The organism is Rhizobium grahamii (genome assembly GCF_009498215.1).
Taxonomy (GTDB): domain Bacteria; phylum Pseudomonadota; class Alphaproteobacteria; order Rhizobiales; family Rhizobiaceae; genus Rhizobium; species Rhizobium grahamii_A.
Genome location: NZ_CP043498.1, coordinates 1,032,371 through 1,046,992, shown reverse-complemented (window position 1 = coordinate 1,046,992; position 14,622 = coordinate 1,032,371). Strand labels below are relative to the sequence as shown.

At 59.5% G+C, this 14,622-nt stretch carries 16 protein-coding genes; 12 read left to right on the top strand and 4 right to left on the bottom strand.

Going from position 1 to position 14,622, the window contains the following annotated elements:
* The first annotated feature begins 733 nt into the window (after positions 1-733).
* The 4 genes from FZ934_RS05255 (at position 734) to FZ934_RS05240 (ending at position 5,679) form a co-directional block, all read left to right on the top strand.
* The gene (locus FZ934_RS05255) at positions 734-1,675 is read left to right on the top strand and encodes a hypothetical protein (RefSeq protein ID WP_246737841.1); all 942 of its coding nucleotides are present in this window, start codon (positions 734-736) and stop codon (positions 1,673-1,675) included.
* Positions 1,675-4,080, top strand: a complete 2,406-nt coding sequence (locus FZ934_RS05250; protein WP_153270200.1) for a PAS domain-containing sensor histidine kinase — start codon at positions 1,675-1,677, stop codon at positions 4,078-4,080. The genes FZ934_RS05255 and FZ934_RS05250 overlap by 1 nt, the downstream gene beginning before the upstream one ends.
* 265 nt (positions 4,081-4,345) lie before the next feature.
* Entirely contained in the window at positions 4,346-4,528 is a 183-nt protein-coding gene (locus tag FZ934_RS05245; protein WP_153270199.1) for a YegP family protein, read from the top strand.
* A 320-nt stretch (positions 4,529-4,848) separates the two neighbouring features.
* Positions 4,849-5,679: an alpha/beta fold hydrolase gene (locus tag FZ934_RS05240; RefSeq protein WP_153270198.1), complete on the top strand. Its 831-nt coding sequence runs from the start codon at positions 4,849-4,851 to the stop codon at positions 5,677-5,679.
* 96 nt (positions 5,680-5,775) lie between these two features.
* Here the strand turns inward: FZ934_RS05240 and FZ934_RS27750 are convergent, their stop codons facing one another.
* The gene (locus FZ934_RS27750) at positions 5,776-5,949 is read right to left on the bottom strand and encodes a hypothetical protein (RefSeq protein ID WP_194273760.1); all 174 of its coding nucleotides are present in this window, start codon (positions 5,947-5,949) and stop codon (positions 5,776-5,778) included.
* A gap of 211 nt (positions 5,950-6,160) precedes the next feature.
* Between FZ934_RS27750 and FZ934_RS05235 the strand changes: the two genes are divergently transcribed.
* Positions 6,161-6,415 (top strand): DUF2188 domain-containing protein, encoded by a 255-nt coding sequence (locus FZ934_RS05235; protein ID WP_113361800.1) that lies wholly within the window; start codon positions 6,161-6,163, stop codon positions 6,413-6,415.
* Between the two features lie 2 nt (positions 6,416-6,417).
* A complete protein-coding gene (locus tag FZ934_RS05230; RefSeq protein WP_113361660.1) occupies positions 6,418-6,741 on the top strand; it encodes a hypothetical protein in 324 nt (107 codons plus the stop codon).
* Positions 6,742-6,902: 161 nt separating this feature from the next.
* Here FZ934_RS05230 and FZ934_RS05225 read toward each other — a convergent pair whose 3' ends face one another.
* Both FZ934_RS05225 and ftsZ read right to left on the bottom strand, forming a co-directional pair.
* Positions 6,903-7,100, bottom strand: a complete 198-nt coding sequence (locus FZ934_RS05225) for a hypothetical protein (RefSeq protein ID WP_153270197.1) — start codon at positions 7,098-7,100, stop codon at positions 6,903-6,905.
* A 367-nt stretch (positions 7,101-7,467) separates the two neighbouring features.
* Positions 7,468-8,496 (bottom strand): cell division protein FtsZ, encoded by a 1,029-nt coding sequence (ftsZ, locus tag FZ934_RS05220; RefSeq protein ID WP_153270196.1) that lies wholly within the window; start codon positions 8,494-8,496, stop codon positions 7,468-7,470.
* A 197-nt stretch (positions 8,497-8,693) separates the two neighbouring features.
* On the opposite strand from ftsZ, the gene FZ934_RS05215 reads away from it, so the two are divergent.
* Both FZ934_RS05215 and FZ934_RS05210 read left to right on the top strand, forming a co-directional pair.
* Positions 8,694-8,909: a hypothetical protein gene (locus FZ934_RS05215; protein ID WP_056820045.1), complete on the top strand. Its 216-nt coding sequence runs from the start codon at positions 8,694-8,696 to the stop codon at positions 8,907-8,909.
* A gap of 86 nt (positions 8,910-8,995) precedes the next feature.
* Positions 8,996-10,003, top strand: a complete 1,008-nt coding sequence (locus FZ934_RS05210) for a ketopantoate reductase family protein (RefSeq protein ID WP_153270195.1) — start codon at positions 8,996-8,998, stop codon at positions 10,001-10,003.
* A 54-nt stretch (positions 10,004-10,057) separates the two neighbouring features.
* On the opposite strand, the gene FZ934_RS05205 is transcribed toward FZ934_RS05210, so the two are convergent.
* Positions 10,058-11,215 carry a pyridoxal phosphate-dependent aminotransferase gene (locus FZ934_RS05205; RefSeq protein ID WP_153270194.1) on the bottom strand — a complete coding sequence of 386 codons (1,158 nt, stop codon included), beginning with the start codon at positions 11,213-11,215 and terminating at the stop codon, positions 10,058-10,060.
* A gap of 211 nt (positions 11,216-11,426) precedes the next feature.
* Between FZ934_RS05205 and FZ934_RS05200 the strand changes: the two genes are divergently transcribed.
* From FZ934_RS05200 to accC, 4 genes are all read left to right on the top strand, one after another.
* Positions 11,427-12,185, top strand: coding sequence for a DsbA family protein (locus FZ934_RS05200; RefSeq protein ID WP_113361667.1), 759 nt, complete (start codon positions 11,427-11,429; stop codon positions 12,183-12,185).
* A gap of 144 nt (positions 12,186-12,329) precedes the next feature.
* Entirely contained in the window at positions 12,330-12,767 is a 438-nt protein-coding gene (aroQ, locus tag FZ934_RS05195; protein ID WP_153270193.1) for a type II 3-dehydroquinate dehydratase, read from the top strand.
* A gap of 22 nt (positions 12,768-12,789) precedes the next feature.
* A complete protein-coding gene (gene accB / locus FZ934_RS05190; protein ID WP_153270192.1) occupies positions 12,790-13,263 on the top strand; it encodes an acetyl-CoA carboxylase biotin carboxyl carrier protein in 474 nt (157 codons plus the stop codon).
* A 10-nt stretch (positions 13,264-13,273) separates the two neighbouring features.
* Positions 13,274-14,620, top strand: coding sequence for an acetyl-CoA carboxylase biotin carboxylase subunit (gene accC, locus FZ934_RS05185; RefSeq protein ID WP_153270191.1), 1,347 nt, complete (start codon positions 13,274-13,276; stop codon positions 14,618-14,620).
* Positions 14,621-14,622 lie beyond the last annotated feature (2 nt).

Genomic DNA, 14,622 nt, shown 5'->3' with positions numbered 1-14,622 from the left:
TGACGGTGTTGATTGATCCGCCAGGAAGTGGCGGATCAATGTAACGCGCGCACCAATGTTGCCCAGGAGCACCCAAAGGCGACATAAACACTCTCCCAGGTAGAGCTCTTCAACTTGGGGGATGACTTCAAAAACGCAAGTGTACTGCGAAGAAAATCTGACCACCTTTCAGGCGCTCAACATTCGGGTTAGCTGACTGTTGTCACCCGCCCTGGACGCCTCCATTGCACCATGGTGTCGCTCGTCCGAAGCTCTAGCCTCAGGGATCAGAGGCGATACCTTAGTATAGTGTGCTTGGTGCAAGTTTGCGGTAAACTCAACCTGCTGATGGTGAGTGCCACCCATGCGTCCGATTCACCGGACGCGGGGGCGCTTCTGACCACGTGTGCTGCAAATACTTCGACAAGGTTTATCTGCGGACGATACGACCAGAATTGGCGGAAAAATGAATTGGGGCGGTCTACAAAGTCCTCAAACTATCCGCTGGGTGGTCGCCTACGGCCTGTTTGGCGCGCCCCGCGCGGGAGCGTCGATAGCCTTCGCCTTGGCAGCACTCTCGATCACGGAGAGCCCCGCGAGTGGAGCAACGGCGCTCGCTGCCATGACGGCCGCGCAACTTGTCGGAGCCTTGCCAATTGCCCGGTTAGGGCGGGGTGCGAACTCAATAGCATTCTTCAAGGCTCTAATTTTTATTCGGACGGCAGCACTTTTCGTTTGCGCCACTGCGTGTGGAGTGGGCGCGCCATACGCGGTTTTCATCGCTGCGGCAGTGGCCGCTGGTCTCGTGCAAGGTGCGGCCTTCGGTTATCTGCGTGACAGTGCAAACTACCTGATTGTGCATTCGCAGATGACAAGGGCTCTTGCCCTCGCAGCTTTTGCGTCGGACCTCACCTTCCTCGTCACCCCGATTTTGGCAGCCAGTCTTGGATCGGTGTCCGCATCATTCTCGATAGCTGCAATCGCGATACTCGGCGCGGTGCCCGCAATGATCTTGCCGTCAGCAAGAAGCAATGTGGAGCCGCAGGCGGTGGAAACCCGAACCAGATCGCTGACGCCTGAAGTCCTTCTCTGGCTCGGATGCGCCTGCGCCAGTTCCGCCGCGATCAGCGGCATCGAAGTCGGCGCGGTGTCTCTTGCGATGGGGTTCGACCTGCAAGCAGGGTACGGCGCGATATTCACCGGAACCCTGTGTGCGGCGTCGCTTGTCGGATCCATGGGAAACGGCGTGCTCAACAAAGCCTATTCGAAGCAGCAGGTCGCGGCGATGTTCATTACGATCATCATCGGCATGGCGCTGATACTTCAGAATTCGTTCGGTTTATCGATACTCGGCTGCGCGCTTGTCGGGATATGCGCGCCCTCGCTCGGCATCCACTACTCGTTGCAGCTCAACAGACTGGTGGCGCCAGAAATGAGGGCTGAGGTTTTCTCAGTGCTGAAGATCTCGACCTCATTGGGAACCATCCTCGCCTCGGCGACGCTCGGCTGGACTTCTGTGACGTTTGCCCTGACCACTTCGATATGGATGCTCGCTGGCGCGCTGGCGGCAATTCTCTCGAAAGACTTCATCCTTGGGCGACGGTTGACCGAGGCTCGCCTCAGCGGCGGTGCTACCGGACTAGCGACGGCCCCTGCCCTGACTGCGGGGCGACGAAGCGAACGGAACGACCGTTGATGTCAATGTCACTTGACGAGGATGCAGTTACATACGGGGCCAATGACGGCCTGGGAATCTTGAACAGCCTGCCCGGCTTGGTCTGGACAACGGACGAAGCAGGCACCCTCCGCTATGTGAACACGCGCTTCATCGACTTCACTGGCCTGATGAACGATCAAGGCGAGTCGTGGCAATTGGCAAGCTTTCTGCATCCGGACGATCAGCTCGTCACGGTTCGAGCGCAGAAAGACGCGCAGCAGGGCGGCGTTCAACTCGTCGCGGCCCGTTTCCGGCGAAGGGACGGACAATTCATTTTGCTCAATCTCTCCGTTTCGCCAATGAACGGGCCGGGAGGTGACGTGTGTTGGCTTGCGATAGACCGCCTTGAGACGATCGACAACCCGATTAGCAATGCGGATCGTGACTTCCGGAACTTCCTAGACTCGCTGTCACTCCAGGCGCTTCTACTAACTCCTACCTTGGAGCTCGATTTCGCAAATCACGCAGCATGGCGCTGGTACTCGTCGTCAGGCGTTCCTCAAGACAGACGAGCCAACTTCAATCTAGGCAAACTGGAAGAGATCGCCTTTCAGCTGCAGGCGGGGCAAAACCGAAATGAACCAGCTGTCGTTTCGTATCAAGCGCTCTCTGCCGACGGTACACTCCGCTGGCTGGAGGCACATGTCACGCCGATACGTGAGCAGAACGGAGAGTTAGCGGGCTATTGCGTCCTTCAGACCGACGTTCAGGACAGCCGGGATTCCTCCCACCTGCTAGGGCATGAGATGGAGATACTCGAAATGGTCGCGCGAGGCGCACCGTCGGCAAGTGTTCTTCAACGGCTCTGCGATGTTGTCGCGGATCTCGTTCCGGACCTTGTTTGCGGCTTCCTCGAGCTTTCACTTGACCGCAAGCTCTTCCGCATGGGCGCTGCTAGCAGTCTGGCCGGTGAGTTCAGAGAGATCTTCGACGGCAAGAGCGTGATTTCGGACAAGAACCCCTGCTCCACAGCCGCTCTGACAAAAAGGACTGTCGAGATCGCGACGATGGCCGAATGCGACCAGCACGACACGTTGATGGGCGAGATGATGTTGGCCAACGCTCTGCACTACTGCAAGGCCATTCCCATTCTGTCCCCGTATGGAAACACGGCCGGGATACTTATAATCCTGAGGCATCAGCAAGCAGACTTCCGGCCTCGCGAGCAGCAAATAGTCGATCGAGCGAAGCACATCGCGGCCATCTCGATTGACCGGACCCGTCACGAGGAAGCTCTTCTCAAGCGAGAGACGCAGGTCGAACGAAGCCAGGCGCAGCTCGTCGCCGCTCAACGGATTAGTTCAACAGGCAGCTTTACATCTGATATCCAGCGGGATGAGAACATCTGGTCTGAGGAGTTCTACAGAATATTCGACCTCGACCCTGAGCTCAAGCCGAGCATCGATGCGGTCAGGGAGCGGGTCCATCCGGAAGACCTGGAACTCTTCGACTTCGAGATGAAGAGAGGGTTTGCTGGCGAGGATGCCGATTTCGTCTTCCGGATCATCAGGACAGACGAGACCCTCAGGTTCATTCGAGGACTGGCCAGGATTACACATTACATCGGCGATCACCCGGTCTTCATGGGAACGGTGCAGGACATTACCGAGACAAGACGGGCGGAAGATGCTCTTCGACGTGGCGAGGAAGCACTTGCAAAAGCGCGAGAAGAACTCGCGTATGTTTCTCGCGTGATGACAATAAGTGCCCTGACGACGTCCATAGCGCACGAGGTGAGCCAACCACTTTCGGGCATTCTCGCGAACGCCAGTGCATGTGTCCGTCTGTTAGCGCTCGATCCACCGAACATCGCTTCCGCAACAGATACTGCCCGGCGGACGATCCGAGACACCATGCGCGCGACCGAAGTTATCAAGCGACTTCGGGCTATGTTCAATCGACAGTCTCCGGCCATGGAGACGATCGACCTCAATGAAATAGCTCGCGAGGTCATTGCATTGTCGGCGCGAGACATGCGTGAGAAACTGATTGTCCTGGAGGCTAGGCTGGCGCCAGAGTTGCCGCCTATCACGGGCGATCGCATTCAGCTTCAGCAGGTCATTCTCAATATGGTCTTGAACGGGATCGAGGCCATGGCGGAGACCGAGGAGCGGCCTCGCCGTCTGCTGGTGCGAACTGCGCTAGCGAGCGAGGATATGATCACGTTGTCCATCTCGGATGCGGGCGTCGGAATCGCCCCTGACGCTCCGGAAAAGATGTTCGAACCGTTCTTCACGACGAAACGCAACGGGATGGGCATAGGCCTTTCCATCAGCCGTTCGATAGTTGAAAATCACGGCGGCCGGATGTGGGCAATGTCGAACGACGGACCGGGCGCGACCGTTGCCTTCTCCCTTCCTAGCATTGAGGAAAAGTGCGTTTAGAACAGCGTGGTGTGCGCGCTGCTCTAAATCTACGAACAAAATCAGCGAGCCAAGAGGGTCGACTGGGCAAGATCACCGTCCGCCCGAAAATCAAGCTGAAACAAAGAAAGAGCGGCCGTCGGCCGCTCTTTTGCGTTTTGTCTGCCGCATAGGCCTGACACAACCAGCGTTTCTCGCATCTACACCGTGAGTTGCAGCCAGTTCGTGGAGACGCACGCGCGAATCGCTTAGCCATTTCCCTATCCGCACGATGATGGAGGTGAACATGGCAAGCTGCGTCGCAACTAACGGGGATACGTGGGAAGTTTATAGCGGAGCAGATGGCTGGCGCTGGCGGCGCACCGCCTCGAACGGCCGCATCGTCGGAGCATCGTCCCAAGGCTATTCCAACCGCAGCGACTGCATCGACAACGCAAGACGCAACGGCATGACCTGCAATCCGGTCTGACCACGCAGGATCAATCCGGAGGCTGGCGCGACCGGCGCCAACTCCGGCAGCTTGATGTGACTGAGCCCGACCACGTCAACGTGTCGGTCTTTCTGTTTGTGCCGTCATTCTCCAGAACGGCATCTTCCCTTCTTAACGATTTGCATCACATTACCGTTGGCCCGAAGCGCCGCTAACGCCACGTCATGATGAGGACGTAGGACTGCAGCGCAGGCGAGCCAGGTCCGGCCGGGATGCGTCACGATATTGGCGCAGGACGGACGCTCGCGTGCCATTAATGCCAAGAACGCAAATCACAGTCAAAAAGAGGGAACGTTGCCATGCCATTCATCAAGACCGCCGACGGAACTGAGATTTTCTACAAGGATTGGGGTGCGGCCACCGCCCAGCCTATCGTCTTCCATCATGGCTGGCCGCTCAGCGCCGACGACTGGGATGCGCAGATGATGTTCTTTCTGGACAAGGGATATCGTGTGATCGCCCATGACCGGCGCGGCCACGGGCGTTCGAGCCAGACCTGGCAAGGCAACGAGATGGACACCTATGCCGCCGACGTCGCCGCCCTTACCGATGCGCTCGATCTCAAGAATGCCATCCATGTCGGCCACTCGACCGGCGGCGGCGAAGTTGCCCACTATGTCGCGCGCGCCAAGCCCGGCCGCGTTGCCAAGGCCGTGCTGATCGGTGCCGTGCCGCCGATCATGGTGAAATCGGACAAGAACCCCGGCGGTCTGCCGCTCGAGGTTTTTGACGGCTTCCGCGCGGCACTTGTCGCCAATCGCGCCCAGTTCTTCCTGGATGTGCCGGCAGGCCCGTTCTACGGGTTCAATCGTCCCGGCGCCAAGGTCAGCCAGGGTATCATCGAGAACTGGTGGCGTCAGGGCATGATGGGAGCCGCCAAGGCGCACTATGATTGTATCAAGGCCTTCTCGGAGACTGACTTCACCGACGATCTGAAGAATATCACGGTGCCGACGCTCGTCATGCATGGCGATGACGATCAGATCGTTCCCTATGCCGATTCCGCGCCGCTTTCGGTCAAGCTCCTGAAACACGGAACGCTCAAGACCTATGCCGGTCTGCCGCACGGCATGTGCACGACGCATCCCGACATCGTAAACGCCGATCTCCTGGAGTTCTTCCTGGATTGAGACTGTACGACCTGCAGCCTGGATTGCGCCGAGAGGCAAGGGCTGCGGGATACTAGCAGAGAATGCAGGCGGGCTGAGTTCCCGCCTGCCGCTACCTTACCGTACGACGGCTGCCTCGGCAGGCGCTGCTGCCGACTGTGGCAGATCTTCCGCGATTTCTTCGGCAACGGCTGCTAGATCCAGATTTCCCCAGATCGACGCGGACTGGCGGCGATCCTGACGGCGAGAGGATTTGACTTCGACAATGAACGGCTTCGACTGAGCGCGCATGGGGTTCCTATTGAGAGGCGTTGAACGAATCCATCAACGCCTTGAGCCTATGAAGCGTTCCGCATTTGCGCAAGATCGACGGCACACGTAATCCAGCCTCACACAGGCCAAGGCGGAAGGGAACAAGCATCGGGCGAGCTGCGTTCCGATGTTTCAATCCGCAGGGAACCTCCATGCAAATTCCTGCGAAAAGTTCTTGAAGGAATGCCCGATGTCGATTACCTACCACGTCGCCGAACATGATGGCGCCTGGGCTTACCGCCTGGACGATGTCTGGTCGGAAACTTTCCCAACTCACGAAGATGCACTGGCAGCGGCCAAACAAGCCGCGGAGCGACAACAGCTCGGTGGCCAGGATGCGGACATTACATATCAGCGTGCGGACGGCACCTGGACAACGGAACGGTCGAACGGAGGCGACCGCCCCGAGGCCGATGTCGTCGATGACGCCAAGGAAAAAGACTAGGAATGACCATTAAAGAACGTTTTCTGAAGCAGCAGCATGCCTGGATGCTCGGCGCATGCTACTCCCGCAAACATCCGGATTTCCAGCGCTACGGCGGTATCGATGTTGCGGTCTCGCCCCGCTGGAAAGACTGCGTTGAAACCTTCGTCAACGACATGATCGACACCCTGCCCCGCAGCCTCTCCGAGCGCCGGATGGCGCTGAGAAACCCGCGTCGTCCGTTCGAACCTGGCAATGTCGAATGGGTGTTCGCAAGCAAGCACTATGGGCTTCGCGCCCCCGACGGCACACGCCCCGACATGGCCGAGGCCCGCCGTCGCGCGTAAGCCGCGCATTACCTATCGCATTCATCGCCGGCGGAGGTCAGAACACCTCCTTAGCCGGCGAATTATTTTAAATGCTCTCCTGATGGAGCATGTCGCGCATCGGTGACTTTTCTTCTGCCTGACAATGCTGCTCGTGACCGCCCGTTGCCCGAGCCTCCCGCTCAGCGCCTCTGCACGCTTCTCGTCACGGCAAGCACGACTACTCCGACGATTGCAGCCAGTGCGCCCCAATAGATCCACGGCGTCTGATTGATCATGAAGCTTTCCCCGGGATAGGGGAAATAGCCGCTGCCCTGCCCCATCCAGACCAATCCGATCAGGATGAGCAGGCCTGCAAACACGTAACCCAACTTCGCCATTCCAGACCTCCATCGCGCAGCCGTCCGCGCCTGATCTTACGCTTTCGGAACATCGGCCGTGAGGCTAGTTTTGCGCCACTCCGCGATCTGCGCCACTCTCGCGCGCAGCCCGTCGGTGACATTGTCTTAGCCGATCTCACCGAGGATCAGGTGCGGAGGGGGCTCGACCTGTGCGATCTGGATCATCGCCTCGCTGGAGGTGTCTTGGGCGTGGGATTGTCCTGATTGTCGGAAACGCCTCATTGGGCGAAGGGGCGAGAGCACATACAGGGCACCGCCCGCCTTTTCCAGCATGCACGGACCCGGCCCGAACGACAGATCAGAATTGGCCTGCGCGCCCGATCGGGGCGCGCAGGCGGAAGGATACTTACTGCAGCGTCCGCGTCTGGATGTCCTGACCGACCGGCACGCCCTGGCGAGCCTGTGTTCCAGCACTCGCGCCATCAAGGCCGGTTGCGACGACCGCCACACGGAACTTGCCGTCGAGATTGCGGTCGAAGATCGCGCCGACGACGATATCGGCTTCGTCCTGCACTTCGTCGCGGATACGGCTGGCTGCCTCGTCCACCTCGAAGAGCGTCATATCCGAGCCGCCGGAGATCGAGATCAGAACGCCCTTGGCGCCCTTCATCGAGATGTCGTCGAGCAGCGGGTTGGCGATCGCAGCTTCGGCGGCCTTCATGGCGCGGCCTTCGCCCGAGGCTTCGCCGGTGCCCATCATTGCCCGGCCCATGCCGCGCATGACGGACTTCACGTCGGCGAAGTCGAGGTTGATGAGGCCTTCCTTGACGATCAGATCGGTGATGCAGCCAACACCGGCGTAAAGCACGCGGTCAGCGGTCATGAAGGCGTCCGCGAAGGTCGTCTTGGCATCGGCGATGCGGAAGAGGTTCTGGTTCGGGATCACGATCACGGTATCGGCGGCCTCACGAAGAGCCTCGATGCCGAGTTCCGCCATTTTCATGCGACGATTGCCTTCGAAGGTGAACGGCTTGGTGACAACACCGACCGTCAGGATGCCGGCGTTGCGGGCGGCCTGAGCGATGACGGGTGCAGCACCCGTTCCGGTGCCGCCGCCCATGCCGGCGGTGACGAAGCACATGTGGGAGCCGGCGAGATGATCCATGATCTCATCGATCGACTCTTCGGCAGCAGCGCGACCGACTTCCGGCAGCGAACCAGCGCCCAGTCCTTCGGTCACGTGTGCGCCGAGCTGAATGCGGCGCGATGCCTTCGAGGTGGCGAGCACCTGCGCGTCCGTATTGGCAGCGATGAAATCGACGCCTTCGAGATTTTCCGCAATCATGTTGTTGATGGCATTGCCACCGCCGCCGCCGACACCAATTACTGTTATTCTTGGTCGCATTTCGGAAACCCCGTTCTTGGCGTTCGTCATCGCAATCTCCTTCGTGCGTTTTCGTCGTGGCTCCGCATGTAACCGGGAACCGAATCGAGCATCAGCCTAGTTGCGCAACAAGGCAGAGCCGGGGCGAAAGAACAAGATGAAGCTTTCTTGAAACTTTATCCGGAACCTTTTTCGCGCTCGTGCATTATTCTGAGTCATCCCCTGCCAGAGAGAGGAGTACCGCGCAGATGCCTACGCTCGCCACCCGCCAGTCAGTTACCCCTCCGAACGATCATATCGTTACCGCCCAAGAGGCCCTGGAACCGCTGTTCCTGAAGATCGAAGAGGAGGCCGAGGTCCGGATGATCGCCGCGGCCATCCGGGCAGGCTGGTCTGCGGAAGATGCTGTGGCGGCGATCGACGAGCTTCGTCGAAACGAGTTGCTTCCGGGCTCCAGCCATTAAAAGCCTCCGCCGGCTCCAGATATCACTCGCCTTGAGGGCTGAATGACCTAAGTTCAGCGCGACCACACTCGCGGAAAGATCATCGCATGCCCTTCAAGAATATCTGCATCTTTGGCGCCGGCGCGCTTGGCGGCGCCATTGCGGCGAAACTCTCCTCGTCGCTTGGTGCTGATGCCACCCTTTCGGTCGTTGCCCGCGGCGCCCACTTGCGCGCCATCCAGTGCGACGGCCTGCGCCTTCTCGAAGCCGGCGCAAATGCTCCGCTCGTAGCTCGGGTGGAAGCCACCGACGATCCAAGAGAGCTTCCGAAGCAAGATCTCGTCATCACCGGACTGAAAGGCCATCAGCTCTCCGCTGCGGCCGATGGAATCGGGCATCTTCTGAAGGAAGGCACGCGTGTCCTGATGATCTTGAACGGGATTCCGTGGTGGTACTTCCACCGCGATCAGCAGAGCGGACACGCGGAGCTTCAGTTCGACGAACTCGATGAAGGCGGCAAGCTCTGGCATCTCATCGGCCCGCACCGCGTCATCGGCTGCGTTGCGCACCAGGGTGCTGAAGTCAGCAGCCCCGGCGAGGTCAAGCTCAGCAACAACGGGCATTTCATCCTTGGCGAGCCCTCCGGGGAGATCACCGACGATCTGCGAGACGTCGAAGCATTGTTTCGGCGCGCCGATATCGGCGTGAAGCTGTCATCTCGGATCCGGGACGATATCTGGAGCAAGCTGATGGGCAACGCCTCGTTCAATCCAATCAGCGCCCTCACCCGCTCATTGATGTCGGAGATGATGGCCGATGCGGCGCTCAGCGACCAGATCGGCAAGGTCATGAAAGAGGTCAAGGCGGTCGGAGAGGCGCTCGGCGCCAACGTTGGCATGTCGGTCGAGCAGCGGCTGGAGCAGGCGCAACAGATCGGTCCGGTTCGAACCTCGATGCTGCAGGATCTCCTCGCCGGCAAATCGCTTGAGATCACGCCACTGGTGGGAATGGTCGTGGTGCTCGGGCGCCTTGCGGCCGTACCCACGCCGGTTTCGGAGACGATGCTGGCGCTGGTCTCGCGGCTCGATCGGGAAAATTGCCGGGCGGATATGTAGGCCCGGCGACACAGTCGCATACTGCAGAATTTCGATGGGTCACCTTTCGGTGACTTATTTCAGCCAGCCAGCGATGCGCTCGACAGCTTCGACGATTTCGACCTGCGCGCCGGCATAGGACATCCGCAGCGATCGATGGCCCTCAAGCGGATCGAAATCCAAGCCGGGTGTCGCTGCGACGTTGATATCGGCCAACATCCGCTTGGCGAAAGCCATGCTGTCGTTGGTGAAGCGGGTCACATCGACGTAGGCATAGAACGCGCCATCCATCGGTGACGCAATCGAGAGACCGATCTCCGGCAGGCGCTTCATCAGGAATTCGCGGTTGGCAGCGTAGCTTGCCTTGTAGACGTCGAGTTGCTCGCCGGCGCCAAGGGCTGCCGTTGCCGCGATTTGCGAGAGTTCGGGCGGAGAGATATAGAGGCTTTGCGCAACGCGCTCGATCGGGCGAACGAGCCTTTCCGGAAGCACCATCCAGCCGATCCGCCAGCCAGTCATGCAATAATACTTGGAGAAGGAATTGATGACGATCGCCTCGTCCGTCAGTTCCAGCGCGCTCGTCTCCTCTCCGACAAACGTCAGCCCGTGGTAGATCTCGTCGGAAATGAAGGCGATCGAGTTGGCGGCGCAGTAGTCGGCCAGAGCCTTCAGTCCCTCGCGCCCGGTCACCGTGCCGGTCGGATTGGCGGGGCTCGCCAGCAGGACGCCCTTCAGCCTAACGTTGTTGGCGGCTTGCGCGGCCTCTAGGCTCTCGGGCGTCAGCGTGAAGTGCGTCTCGGCCGTCACAGGCACTTCGATAACCTTCAGGCCAAGCGCACCGAGGATATTGCGATAGGCAGGATAGCCCGGCCGGGCAATCGCAACCGCATCGCCGGCATCGAAGAGCGAGAGGAAGGCCAGATTGAAGCCAGCGGAAGAGCCGGTGGTTATCGCGATGCGGGCGGTATTGATCGTCAGCCCGTGACGATCGCGATAGTGCCCGGCGAGAGCATGCTTCAGCTTTGTGGTTCCGAGCGCATCCGTATAGCCGATCCTGCCTTCGACAAGTGCTGCCTGAGCTGCTTCCAACGCGGCGTTCGGCGCCGGATGGGATGGCTGGCCAACCGCCATCGAGATGACCGGATGACCGCTCGCCCGCCGCTTCGTCGCTTCGGCCAGAACGTCCATCGCGTGAAAGGGCTCGACTTCGCTGCGCTTTGAAATGGAAAACAAGATCGCTTCTCTCTAACTTTGCCTTGCGGCCAGACAATTGCCGCAATAATCGGATCATCACAATCCCGCGATTGAATGGCGGATGCGAAAATTCTTGTTTGAAGACGGCGGGACGCACCGTAGTTTGGCGGAAATCACCTGACGCCGTTAACAAGGGCAGTGTATTCATCGCCTGAATCGACGCACAAAAATTGCTGATGACGAGGATATAATGGCCACGCTTCGAAAAATCTTCACCGCTCTGGCGCTCACTGCCTCCGTTGCGACGGCTTATCCGGCGGCAGCACTCGATGACGCGCAGAAGAAGGAATTCGGCGAGTTCATCAAGCAGTATCTGATCGAAAATCCCGAGATCATGCTCGATGTCCAGGACGCCCTGCAGAAGAAGCAGGAGCAGGCCCGGCTCGTAAAGGCCAATGCTGCAATCTCGGACAACAAGACAGAGATTTTCGACGCGAAATACGACATGGCGCTCGGCAATCCGAAGGGCGACGTCACGATCGTCGAGTTCTTCGACTACAATTGCGGCTACTGCCGACACGCACTGTCAGACATGCAGACCATGCTGCAGAAGGACAAGAACGTTCGCTTCGTTCTCAAGGAACTCCCGATCCTCGGGCCGGAGTCTGTGGCTGCGCACAAGGTGTCCGACGCGTTCAGAAAGCTTGCGCCTGAGAAGTACAGCCAGTTTCACATTGCCCTGCTTGGCAGCGATGGGCGTGCCGATGAATCGACCGCGATAGATGTCGCGCAGTCGCTCGGCGTCAGCGAGAAGCAGATCCGCGCTGAAATGGCGAAGAGCACCAGCGACCAATCCGTCCAGGAAACCTATCAGCTCGCCCAGAGCCTCGGCATCACCGGTACGCCGTCCTATGTGATCGGCAACGAGCTGGTTCAGGGCGCTGTCGGCTTCGACGACCTTGAGACCAAGGTCAAGAACATGCGCACCTGCGGCAAGACAAGCTGCTGATCAGGAGCTCATCAAATCGCCAAAATCGAAGTGTTTCAGCCATGTGGACAAATATGGCGCGATTCGGACTGCGCTTTCCAAAGGGCTTTCATTAGCTCCGCTGGGAGTCTATAGGTTGCCGTCTCGCATCTATTGGAACATTCGATGACGCAAACGATATTCGTCCTGAACGGGCCCAACCTGAACATGCTCGGCAAAAGAGAGCCCGGCATCTATGGTGGCAAGTCGCTTCAGGACATCGAGGCAGACTGCAAGGTGGCAGGGCGCGAACTCGGTTTCGACATCGACTTTCGCCAGAGCAACCACGAAGGCACGCTCGTCGACTGGTTTCATGAGGCGAACGACAAGGCGGTCGGCGTTGCGATCAATGCCGGCGCCTACACCCATACGTCGGTCGCGCTTCACGATGCAATTCGCGCTATTTCCATTCCGGTGATAGAGCTCCATATTTCCAACGTCCACGCGCGGGAAGAATTCCGCCACAAGTCAATGATTGCGCCAGCAGTGAAAGGCGTCATCTGCGGCTTCGGGCCTTACAGCTATATTCTGGCGCTGCAGGCGCTGAAGAACCTTACGGCATAAAAAGAAGACAGGGCAAACACTCATGGCTGAGAAGAAAAACGGTATCGACCAGGCGCTGATCCGCGATCTCGCGAACATCCTCAACGACACTGATCTCACGGAGATCGAAGTCGAGCAGGAAGATCTGCGTATCCGCGTTTCACGCGCCGGCAACACCCAGTACATCCAGGCTCCGATGGCTGCGCCCGCATACGCTGCGGCTCCGGCTGTAGCTGCCGCGGCGGCGGCCCCCGCGGCTCCGGCAGCGGCGGCACGCAACCCTGCCAACACCGTCAGCGCTCCGATGGTCGGCACCGCCTATATGGCTCCGGCTCCGGGCGCACGCGCCTTCATCGAAGTCGGCGCGACCGTGAAGGAAGGCCAGACGCTGCTCATCATCGAAGCGATGAAGACCATGAACCAGATTCCTTCGCCGAAGTCCGGCAAGGTCACCGAAATCCTCGTCGAGGACGGAAGCCCCGTCGAATACGGCCAAGCCCTCGTCGTCATCGAATAAGGCGGGCGTCATGGTCTCGAAAATCCTCATCGCCAACCGCGGGGAAATCGCGCTTCGCGTGCTGCGTGCATGTAAAGAGCTCGGCATTCCCTGCGTCGTGGTTCACTCGACCGCCGATGCCGACGCCATGCATGTGCGCCTCGCCGACGAAAGCGTCTGCATCGGTCCTCCGCCTTCGCGCGACAGCTATCTGAACATCCACCAGATCGTTGCCGCCTGCGAAATCACCGGCGCCGACGCTGTGCATCCGGGCTACGGCTTCCTGTCGGAAAACGCCAAGTTTGCGGAAATCCTGGAAGCGCACGGCATCACCTTCATCGGCCCGACGGCGGAACATATCCGCCTCATGGGCGACAAGATCACCGCCAAGACCACCGCTCAGGAACTCGGCATCCCTGTCGTTCCGGGTTCGGACGGCGAGGTGAAGACCGAGGAAGATGCGCGGCGGACGGCTGCTGAAATCGGCTATCCGGTGCTAATCAAGGCAACGGCCGGCGGCGGCGGTCGCGGCATGAAGGTCGCCAAGTCCGAAGAGGACCTGATCGAAGCCTGGTCGACGGCCCGCACCGAAGCGGCTGCTGCCTTCGGCAACGAAGCCGTCTACATGGAAAAGTACCTCGGCAAGCCACGTCATATCGAAATCCAGGTGTTCGGTGACGGCGAAGGCAATGCGATCCATCTCGGCGAACGCGACTGCTCCTTGCAGCGCCGCCACCAGAAGGTCTGGGAAGAAGCGAATTCCCCTGCCCTCAACGTCGAACAGCGCATGCGGATTGGCCAGGTTTGCGCCGATGCCATGAAGAAGCTGAAGTACCGCGGCGCCGGCACGATCGAGTTCCTGTACGAGAACGGCGAGTTCTATTTCATCGAAATGAACACCCGTCTGCAAGTTGAACACCCGATCACCGAAGCGATTACTGGCATCGACCTCGTTCACGAGCAGATCCGGGTCGCGTCCGGCGGCGGGCTTTCCGTCCAGCAGGAAGAGATCAACTTCCACGGTCACGCCATCGAGTGCCGTATCAACGCCGAAGACGCGCGAACCTTCGTGCCGTCGCCAGGCACGATCACGCACTTCCATGCGCCGGGTGGTCTTGGCGTTCGCGTCGACAGCGGTGCTTACCAAGGCTACAAGATCCCGCCCTACTACGACAGCCTCATCGGCAAGCTCATCGTCTTCGGCCGCACGCGCGTCGAATGCATGATGCGTCTGCGCCGCGCGCTCGACGAATTTGTCGTCGACGGCATCAAGACGACGCTTCCGCTGTTCCAGGATCTGGTTGACAATCAGGACATCGCCAACGGCGACTACGACATCCACTGGCTGGAAAACTATCTGGCCAACAAATCGGCGTAACA